11 protein-coding genes are annotated in these 9,561 nt (G+C 65.8%); 5 read left to right on the top strand and 6 right to left on the bottom strand.

The genetic code is table 11. The features are described from left to right. Positions 1-618, top strand: a 618-nt coding sequence (locus VN004_RS03895) for a histidinol-phosphate transaminase (protein ID WP_325607215.1), incomplete at its 5' end; no start/stop codon positions are given. Positions 619-843: 225 nt separating this feature from the next. Next, a complete protein-coding gene (locus VN004_RS03890) occupies positions 844-1,818 on the top strand; it encodes a prephenate/arogenate dehydrogenase family protein (RefSeq protein WP_325607213.1) in 975 nt (324 codons plus the stop codon). A gap of 115 nt (positions 1,819-1,933) precedes the next feature. On the opposite strand, the gene VN004_RS03885 is transcribed toward VN004_RS03890, so the two are convergent. After that, positions 1,934-3,037, bottom strand: coding sequence for a DUF2125 domain-containing protein (locus VN004_RS03885; RefSeq protein WP_325607212.1), 1,104 nt, complete (start codon positions 3,035-3,037; stop codon positions 1,934-1,936). Positions 3,038-3,138: 101 nt separating this feature from the next. Between VN004_RS03885 and VN004_RS03880 the strand changes: the two genes are divergently transcribed. Continuing rightward, positions 3,139-3,693 (top strand): gamma-glutamylcyclotransferase, encoded by a 555-nt coding sequence (locus VN004_RS03880; protein WP_325607210.1) that lies wholly within the window; start codon positions 3,139-3,141, stop codon positions 3,691-3,693. Positions 3,694-3,855: 162 nt separating this feature from the next. On the opposite strand, the gene VN004_RS03875 is transcribed toward VN004_RS03880, so the two are convergent. The 4 genes from VN004_RS03875 to ftsE all read right to left on the bottom strand — a co-directional run bounded on the left by VN004_RS03875 (position 3,856) and on the right by ftsE (position 6,953). Further along, positions 3,856-4,581: a lysophospholipid acyltransferase family protein gene (locus VN004_RS03875; protein ID WP_325607208.1), complete on the bottom strand. Its 726-nt coding sequence runs from the start codon at positions 4,579-4,581 to the stop codon at positions 3,856-3,858. 19 nt (positions 4,582-4,600) lie between these two features. Then, on the bottom strand, positions 4,601-5,257 hold the full coding sequence (locus tag VN004_RS03870; RefSeq protein ID WP_325607206.1) for a YdcF family protein: 657 nt from the start codon (positions 5,255-5,257) through the stop codon (positions 4,601-4,603). A gap of 61 nt (positions 5,258-5,318) precedes the next feature. Continuing rightward, a complete protein-coding gene (locus tag VN004_RS03865) occupies positions 5,319-6,287 on the bottom strand; it encodes an ABC transporter permease (RefSeq protein ID WP_325607204.1) in 969 nt (322 codons plus the stop codon). 6 nt (positions 6,288-6,293) lie between these two features. Further along, positions 6,294-6,953 (bottom strand): cell division ATP-binding protein FtsE, encoded by a 660-nt coding sequence (gene ftsE / locus VN004_RS03860; protein ID WP_325607203.1) that lies wholly within the window; start codon positions 6,951-6,953, stop codon positions 6,294-6,296. A gap of 178 nt (positions 6,954-7,131) precedes the next feature. Here ftsE and VN004_RS03855 point away from each other — a divergent pair, with 178 nt between their 5' ends. After that, on the top strand, positions 7,132-7,977 hold the full coding sequence (locus VN004_RS03855; RefSeq protein ID WP_325607201.1) for an MJ0042-type zinc finger domain-containing protein: 846 nt from the start codon (positions 7,132-7,134) through the stop codon (positions 7,975-7,977). Between the two features lie 7 nt (positions 7,978-7,984). Beyond that, positions 7,985-8,362, top strand: a complete 378-nt coding sequence (locus VN004_RS03850) for a response regulator (RefSeq protein ID WP_325607199.1) — start codon at positions 7,985-7,987, stop codon at positions 8,360-8,362. A gap of 238 nt (positions 8,363-8,600) precedes the next feature. Here VN004_RS03850 and VN004_RS03845 read toward each other — a convergent pair. Further along, the coding region (locus VN004_RS03845; RefSeq protein ID WP_325607198.1) for a DUF4175 family protein at positions 8,601-9,561 on the bottom strand (961 nt) is incomplete at its 5' end.

Genomic DNA, 9,561 nt, shown 5'->3' with positions numbered 1-9,561 from the left:
AACAACCCGACCGGCACCTATCTGCCGTTCGACGAGGTGAAGCGGCTGCAGGCGGGACTGCCGCGCCACACGCTGCTGGTGCTGGACGCCGCCTATGCGGAATACGTCCGCGCGAACGACTACGCCGCGGGGATCGAGCTCGTCAGCTCCTGCGAGAACGTCGTGATGACGCGCACCTTCTCGAAGATCTACGGCCTCGCCAATCTGCGCATCGGCTGGCTCTATGCGCCGGCCGCCATCGTCGACGCGCTCGAGCGCATCCGCGGTCCGTTCAACGTCAACGCGCCGGCGATCGCAGCGGGCATCGCCTCGATCAACGATTCAGCTCACATCGAGAAGGCGCGCGCGCATAACGACAAGTGGCTGCCCTGGCTGACCACCGAGATCGAGAAGCTCGGCATCAAGGTGACGCCGAGCGTCGGCAACTTCATCCTGCTGCATTTCCCGGAAACGCCGGGCAAGACCGCGGCGGAGGCCGACGCGCTTCTCACCTCGCGGGGCGTCATCATGCGCGCGGTGCGGGCCTACAAGCTGCCGAATTGCCTGCGCATGTCGATCGGCACCGAGGAAGCCAACCGGCTGACCGTGAAGACGCTGGCCGAATTCATGGGGAAGTGATGCTGGCATGGCACTCTCGCCCAGTTCCTGCGACAGCTCGCTGCTTCTTCCCTCCCCCCGCGAAGCGGTGGGGAGGGTCGGCGAACATCGCGCTAGCGATGTGAGCCGGGGTGGGGGGTGTGCTTCGCCCCAAACTCTGCCGATCGCCTTCGCGTCCTCTCCCCCCACCCCCGTCCCCTCCCCACCGCTTCGCGGGGGGAGGGGAGAAAACCGGTGCGCGCTTCGATGACCACCGCCCCCATCGTCTCCCGCCTTGCGGTGATCGGTGCCGGCCTGATCGGCGGTTCGGTCGCGCGCGCGGCGAAGGCTGCGGGCGCGGCAAAGACCGTGGTCGTCACCGACCGCTCGCCCGAGGCGCGCAAGCGCGTGCGCGAGATCGGCGGCGATTTCGCGGACGTCGTCGCGGAAACGAGTGCCGAAGCGGTGAAGGATGCGGACCTCGTGGTGGTCGCGGTGCCGGTCGGGGCCTGCGGCGATGTCGCCAAGGAGATCGCGGACCATCTCAAGCCGGGCGCGATCCTGTCCGATGTCGGCTCGGTGAAAACCTCGGTCGCCCGCGACATGGCGCCGTTCGTGCCCAAGGGCGTGCATTTCATTCCCGCGCATCCCGTTGCCGGCACCGAAAATTCCGGGCCGGATGCGGGCTTCCCGGAATTGTTCGTCAACCGCTGGTGCATCCTGACGCCGGTCGAAGGCACCGACCCCGCCGCGACCGAAAAGCTGAAGGCGTTCTGGGAACGGATCGGCGCCAAGGTCGAGGCGATGACGCCGGAGCACCATGACCTCGTGCTCGCAATCACCAGCCATCTGCCGCACCTGATCGCCTACACCATCGTCGGCACCGCAGATGAACTCGGCGAGGTGACCGAGTCCGAAGTGCTGAAATTCTCCGCCGGCGGCTTCCGCGATTTCACCCGCATCGCAGCCTCAGACCCAACCATGTGGCGCGACGTGTTCCTGCACAACAAGGACGCGGTGCTGGAGATGCTCGGCACCTTCATGGAGGACCTCACGCGGCTGACCCGCGCGATGCGGCGCGGCGATGGCGACGCGCTGTTCGAACATTTCAGCCGCACGCGCGCGATAAGGCGCGGCATCGTGAGCATGGGGCAGGATTCGGCTGCGCCCGACTTCGGCCGCAAACATGGCCCGCTGCCGATCGCGCCGATCGCGCGGCCCTATGCGTCCGACGACGATTGAGACTGATACCGGTCGGGCGAATTAATGCCGTTCGTCCCCGCGAAAGCGGGGACCTAAGTCCTTCGGGATTCCTGCTTTCGCGGGAATGAACGGAGGATGTTGCGCGACGCGCAAATCAGAACAGCGGCGGCAATTGCCCGAGTTTCACTGGCCCGAGCGTTGCAAATCCGTTCTTGAAGCGCAGCGGCATCCGCGTCGCTTTACGGCCTTCCAGCTCGACCGGCTCGCCCAGAAGCGACACCGCGCTCGAGATCGCGCCCGGCGCCATCTGATCGATCAGGCTCAGGGCCGCGCCGAGGCGCTGGTTCCGGTTGCCGCCCTGCCGCGCCAGCGCTTCGATCCCGAGCGCCGGCAGCAATTTCTCGATCCCGGTCGCGGTGACGGTCAATTCGCCATCCAGAAAGCCCTGCCGCGTCAGGCTGAGGTTGCCTGACGCGACCGCGAGGAGATCGCCCTGCTTGAGGCGCATGTTGCGAACCTCGATGCGCCCGTTCGCCTGCTGGATTTCCTTGAAGCGCTCGGCCCAGGACTTCGGCTGGAAATTGCGCAGGCCGATCAGCCGGGTATCGCCGTCGAAGTCGAACGGCGTCGCCGCCAGCGGATGGATGCGCGCGGTCGCTGCCTTCAGCGATGCCGCAATGTCGATCACCGGGTTTTCGCGTACCGTGCCTGAGGCCAGCCGGCCATGGAGCTGGGCATTCTCGGCCGCAAACACGCGATCCGGCTTGTCGCCGCCGACGCTGTCCAGCGTGAGCTTGTTCGTGGACATCGACACCCGCTGCGGATTGCGCGGCGTGCCGCGCAGGCTGAGCTGCGCCAGCGCCCAGTTCGCGCTCAGTTTCGCCGACTGGCCCGGATCGGCCACCGTGAGCGGCCCGTCGATCTCGGCCAGCACGAGGGTCGGCTGATAGACCTGGACCGCGGCCAGGATACTGCGCGCCGCGAGCGTCACCGGGGGCCGGGCTTTCTCGAATGACGCGGTGGCGCCGTCGCAGCGAATTTCGATCCGGAACGGAAACCCGCCGAGCGATTGCTGTCCGCATGCATAGACGCGCCCGGCATGCGCTTCGCGCTCGATCCAGCCGGCCATGGTGTCGCGCGCCCGCTCGGCGGCGTAGAACCAGAAGGCGGACCATCCGGCCACGACGATCACGACGATCAGCGCGGGAATGAGCCAGCCGATCGAGCGGCGCCGCCGCGCTCCGGTGTCATGGGTCATGGGCGTTGTCCCTGTCTGCCCTTCCAAGCCGTCATCAGATAGGCGAATACGGCGTTTCGATGTTTGCGCGGGGGCATGCTAGGCCCTATCTCGCCTGTGCAATGAAGCTCGCAATCGACCAAATCCCCGAGGATCTTTGGGTTTTCGGCTACGGATCGCTGCTGTGGCGGCCGGGCTTCGCCTTTCTGGAAAAGCATCCCGCCCGCGTCACCGGATTGCACCGCTCCCTGTGCGTCTATTCCTTCGTTCATCGCGGCACGCCCGAAAAGCCGGGATTGGTGCTCGGGCTCGATCGGGGCGGCGCCTGCCGGGGCATCGCCTTCCGGGTGGCCGCTGCCGATCGTGCAGCCACCATCGCCTATCTGCGCGAACGCGAACAGGCAACCTCCGTCTATCTGGAAGTCCTGCGCAACGTGACGCTGCTCGGCAATCCGGAGCGCCGCATCGAAGCGCTGACCTACGTGGTCGATCGCGGCCACCCTCAATATGCCGGCAAGCTGTCGATCGAACAGCGCCTGCACCTGATCCGGCAGGGGCATGGCCGCTCGGGACCCAATCCGGACTATGTGCTGTCGACGGTCGCCGAACTGGAGCGGCTAGGATGCCGGGACGCGGAGCTGCACGCGCTCGCGGAGCGGCTCAAGAGCGCCGCCTAGAGCACATTCATTTTCCACCGAAGCAGCCGCTCTTTGGCTGTCATCGCCCGCGAAAGCGGGCGATCCAGTAAACGCAACGCCTTCAGGAGTTTACTGGATGCCCCGCTTTCGCGGGGCATGACAAGAACCAGGGGATGCGATTCCACCTCGAACGAAATCGCTCTAGCGGCGCGGCTGCTGACCCATTGCGACGAGTTCCGCGGTGCGTGCCTCGATCGCCTCCTGCAGCCGATCGTAGAAGGTCTGGCGGTCGAGCCCCGGCTCGATCGGCTCGAGGAAATCGACGCGCACCACGCCCGGATAGCGCATGAACGAGCGGCGCGGCCAGAACAGCCCGGAATTCAGCGCGACGGGTACGCACGGGATGCCGAGCTCCGTATAGAGGAAGGCGACGCCGAACTTGTATTTCGGCTCGGCGCCGGGCGCACGCCGCGTGCCTTCGGGGAAGATGATGATCTCGCGGCCCCTCGCCGTTTCCTTTTTCGCGCGCTCGGTCATCGACGCCAGCGCCTGCGTCCGCCGGCCCCGGTCCACCGGAATCATCTCCGCCTTCGCCGCGCACCAGCCGAAGAACGGGATCCACAACAGCTCGCGCTTCAGGATAAAGGCCGGGTCCCTCAGCACGGTGATCAGCGCGAAGGTCTCCCACATCGATTGATGCTTCGAGGCGATCAACGCGGTGCCCGCTGGAAGATTTTCCAGTCCACGGAATTCGCAATCGATGTCGCAGATCACCTTAAGCAGCCAGAGATTCACACGGCTCCAGTTCTTCACCATGGCGAGCAGCGCATGACGCGGCATGAGCAGCGTCGGCATCGCCGCGATCAGATAGACGAACAGCACGAGATAGAAGACGACGTTGAAGACGATGGAGCGGAAAACGATCACGGCAGGCGGTCCGAATTGATCAGGCGAGGATCCGGTCGATCACCGGGACATGGATGCGGGTGACCGCGACCACGTATTTCACATATTCGGTGAACAACAGTCGCAAGGTCGGGCCATGCGCCCAACCGGCCTTGAGCTGCTCGCTCACCACCGGAAATTCGATCAGCGTGGTGTGCGGGAGCTGATGCGACAATTCCGCCATCGCCCGCGGCATGTGATAGCTCGAGGTCACGACGATCAGCGACTGGAAGCCGCGTTCGGTAACCCAGCGCCTCGTCTCGGTCGCATTGGTGATGGTGTTGACCGCGGTGCGGTCGAGATCGACGCAGCAGGCGATGATGCGCTCGTGCTCGGGTTTGAGCCGCGCGATTTCGCGCTCGCTGGTCATGCGATTGACGCCGGAAATCAGGAGGCGCTGGCCCTTGCCGTGCGCCAGGAGGTCGATCGCGTCCTCGATCCGCGATGCGCCCCCGGTCAGCACCACGATTCCATCGGCCTTTTCGGTGAACGTTAATTCCGCTTCCGGCAGCCGGTGCACGAACCACAGAAAGCCGAGGCCGAATGCAGCGGCCGCCAGCACCCCGAGGCCGAACGCCCAGAACACCGCGCGCAGCAGCCGGCCGGACCCGGCCCGCGATCCGGTGCGCGATGGTGAATGTGATTCGGCGGACGGCATTCTCTTCAACCCCATACCAGAATATCGGAAAATGGGGCCTCGCGATGTTGGCTCACGGTTATCAGATCGAGGCGATGGTCTGGTTGACGGTGCGCCGGGAGGCTTCCGACGCGACCGCGGCGATCACCACGATCTGCGCGAGGATCATCAGGTAGCCGTTGAAGCCGAGCGAGATCGAGCCGAACAGGGCGGCGAATTGCTCGGGCCCGGCATTGCCGCGGATCATCGCTTCCACCGGCCGGATCAGCGCGAACAGCAGGATGGCCGCCGCCCCGCCGATCAGGCCGCCCTTCAGCCCGAGCCACAGGAAATGCCGCTGAAATTGTCCGGCAATGTAGCGGTCCTGCGCGCCGATGAAATGCAGCACCTCGATCACGGGCCGGTTCGCCGCCATCGCGCCGCGGGTCGCGAAATTGACGCTCAGGATCGTTGCCGCGATCACGAGGCCCAGGACGACGATGCCGCCGATCATGACGAAATCGGCGATGGCCCGCATCCGGTCGATCCAGCCGCGGTGATCGTCGACCGAAATGCCGGGCACTTTCTCGGTGAGAGCCTTGCGCAAAGCCGGCACGTCGAGCGCCGAGCCGGTGTCGAGCTTGACGACAATGACGCGCGGCACCGGCAGTTCATCGAGGGACAGTCCGCTGCCAAGCCAGGGCTCCAGCAGCTGTCCGGATTCGGCCTGCGAATAGGGACGGACCTCGGAAATGCCTTCGAAGCCGCGCACGATGCCGACCGCCTCGTCGACCGTCTTGTCGGTCACCTTGCCATCGACCGGCCGGATCTGGATCGTCACCTCGCGCAGCACCTCGGCCTGCCAGTCGGCGGCATTCATGCGCACAAGCATCACCGCGCCGGTGGTCAGCGCGGCGAGGAAGGTCATGATCGCCACCACCGCCACGAGCGCCCGTCCGCCGATCGACTGGTGCGGCACGATCGGCGATTCCATCTTCGGCAGCGGCGCCTCGACCGCGCGGTGCTGCGTGTCTTGCGCGATCGGTGCCGCTGTTTTCCGCGCCGGAGCCATGCCGCCTCAATCGTAGAGGTGCAAGCGGCCGCCATGCAGCACAAGGCGGCGCGCATCGAACTGATCCATCAGGGCGATGTCGTGGGTCGCAATGACGATCGAGGTGCCGGACTTGTTCAGCTCCTGGAACAGGTGCAGGAGGCGCTGACCAAGGCTCGGATCGACATTGCCCGTCGGCTCGTCGGCAAGCAGAAGCTGCGGCCGCGCGACCACCGCGCGGGCGATTGCGGCGCGCTGCTTCTCGCCGCCGGAGAGCACGGGCGGCAAGGCCCACATCCGGTCGCCGAGCCCGACCCAGCGGAGCAGCTCGACCACCTCGTTGCGATAGCTTCGCTCGTCGCGGCCCATGATGCGGAACGGCAGCGCCACGTTCTCGTAGGTGGTCATGTGATCGAGCAGCCGGAAATCCTGGAACACGATGCCGATGCGGCGGCGCAACGCCGACAGACCGTCACCGTTCAGCGTGGAGGTATCGCGTCCGAACAGGGTGATCAGGCCGCGGGTCGGTTTCAGTGACAGGAACAGGAGCTTGAGCAGCGAGGTCTTGCCGGCGCCCGAGGGTCCGGTCAGGAACTGGAACGAATTCGGCTCGATCCGGAACGTCAGGTCGCGCAGGATTTCCTGACCCATGCCGTATCGCAAGCCGACATTTTCGAAACGGACCACGCTGCGCTCCGGTTGACCCTGCCGCTCGGTTGGACTCGCTCTTTCTGGTCATTCCGAGGCATGCGCCGCCCGACGGCGGAATGATCCACTATGGCAAGCACAGCCCGGTATGGTTTCCAATCCGTTAACGATCCGCTGCTAGCGTCGCGGCCGAAATCCGGCTCCCTCCGAATCAGCGATGCTCATCGTCTGCCCCAATTGCGCAACGTCCTACCAGGTGACCCCGGAAAGTCTGGGGGAAACCGGCCGCACCGTCCGCTGCGTCTCGTGCCACAATCTGTGGTTCGAGCAGCCCGCGCCGGCTCTGCCAGAGGAACCCGCCATGGCGGGCACGCCGGCGCTCGATCCGATGCTGATCCGGCCGCCACTGAACGATGTGGTGGATATCGGCGCCGCGCAGACCGGGTTGCCCGAGTTTCCGAACGACCGGCAGGCCGCCATCGAGCCGGCCCGGACCCTGCCGAACGACCTTGCGCCGCCCATCGTCCCCGAAATCCCCCAACGCGAAACGCCCAAGGCTATCGAACGCTTCGCCGCAAAGGTCGCGACCAAGCGCCCGGCACCGCACCGGCGTCCGCTGTCGCATCATGCCTTGCCGGCTCTGATCTGCGTCCTTGGCATGATCCTGGTCTGCCTTCTCGCCGCGCGCCAGCAGGTGGTGCGGTGGCTGCCGCAGACCGCCTCGCTTTATGCCTCGATCGGGCTGCCGGTGAATCTCCGGGGCCTCGCTTTCGAAGACATCAAGACCTCGCGCGAGGTGCAGGACGGGGTCCCGACGCTGATCGTCGAAGGCCGCATCGTCGGCACGACCAGGCGACACACCGAGGTGCCGCGCCTTCGCCTTGCGGTCACCGATCAGGCTGGCCGCGAGATCTATGCCTGGATCGCGCAGCCCCCGCGCGACCTGTTGCCGCCGGGCGAAACGCTGCCGTTCCGTTCGAGGCTGGCTTCCCCGCCCCCCGATGCGAGCGGAGTCACTGTCCGCTTCTTCAACCGCCGCGATCGACAAGCCGGCTTGATGTGAGGATCCGATGGCGAGAATCCTTCTTGCAGAAGACGAAGATTCATTGCGCGAACTGGTCGCGCGCGCGCTCGCGCAGGACGGCCATGAAGTCCTTGCCAACAGCGACGGCGCGGCGGCGCTCGACGCCCTGGTGCGCGACGAGGGGCGTTACGATCTTCTGCTGACCGATATCAAGATGCCGATCATGGACGGCATTGCGCTCGCGCTTGCGGCAAGCCGCGATTATCCGGCGCTGCCGATCCTGCTCATGACCGGCTACGCCGACCAGCGCGAACGCGCCTCGGGACTCGAATTGCTGATCCGCGACGTGATCCAGAAACCGTTCACGCTGATGACGATCTGCGGCGCCGTGCGCGAAGCGCTTGTCGCTCCGCAGATGCACTGAGGATTTCACGGAGCGACCAGTCTTCCTTCCTTGGCCGCCGATTGATCAGCACCAATCCGACATGTCGCGGGTTTGCGGCATTGGCTGGTCGCGACCTTCGGGCATGAACGGGTTCTGATAGCGATCAAGCAACACGAACCATTCGCCGGTGCTCAAGTCGCGAGGAAGCCGGTCCGCTTGGCCGCGCCCATTCTGAAAGACCTTTGCGGTTGTCATAGCAACCGCCAGCAAGCCGCCTTCAAAAATCCTTCAGCAGCCGCTCGATGTAATCGAGCTCGATCTGCGGCCGCGCCGGGTCGGCGAAGCGGCGGCGCAATTCATCGAGGATGCGCCGCGCCCGCTGCACATCGATCTCGCCGGGCACCTTGACGGTCTGGTCGTCGGAATAATCGCGGCCTTGCCGCATCGGACGGCCGAGCGGATCGGTCTCCTGCTGCGCGCGGGCCGGCCCGTTGCGGCCGGGCTGACCGGGTCCCGGCCCCATGCCCGGCTGCTGCATGGCCTGCGCCATGCCCTGCGCCCCACGGCGCAACGCTTCGAGCGCGCGCCCTTGAGAGCCCACGGCGCCCTCCGCATCGCCATCGCCGAGCTCGCCTTCCGCCTCTCCCATCGCCTCGCCGGCCTTGCCGAGCTGGTCCATGCCGTTCTGGCCCTGCTCGCCCTGCTGGCCCATGCCCTTCTGGCGCAATTGTTCGAGAAGCTTCTGCAATTGCTCGCGCAAGGCCTGCTGGTTCTGACGCAGTTCGCCCATGCCCTGCTGATTCTGCTGGCCCTGCTGTCCGCGCTGCCGCTCACGCAGCTGATCCTGGCCCTGCCGGAAGGTGCGGTCGCGCAATTGCTGCTGCTCGCGGATCATGTTGCCGAGTTCGTCCAGCGCCGACATCATGTCGTCGGAGTCCTGATCACCTTGCTGGCCGGGACGCGCCATCTGTAGATTCTCGAGCATCTGCTGCAATTCCTGCAGTAGCCGCTGTGCGGCGTCCTTGGCACCCGAGCGCGCGAGCTGCTCGAGGCGGTCGATCATGTTTTTCAGATCCTGCGAGCGCAGGTTGCGCGCATTCGGATCCATCGGACGCGCCATCTGCTGCGGATTCTTGCGCATCTCCTCGGCGAGCGCCTGCAGGAATTTGTCGAGCGCGGCGCGCAGGTCGTCGGTGAGCTTCTTGATCTCCTCGTCGCTTGCCCCCCGCTCCAGCGCT

The sequence above is a fragment of the Pseudorhodoplanes sp. genome, from assembly GCF_035565855.1.
Taxonomy (GTDB): domain Bacteria; phylum Pseudomonadota; class Alphaproteobacteria; order Rhizobiales; family Xanthobacteraceae; genus Pseudorhodoplanes.
Note: the sequence above shows the minus strand (reverse complement) of the source record. Positions and strands in the feature narration are given on the sequence as shown.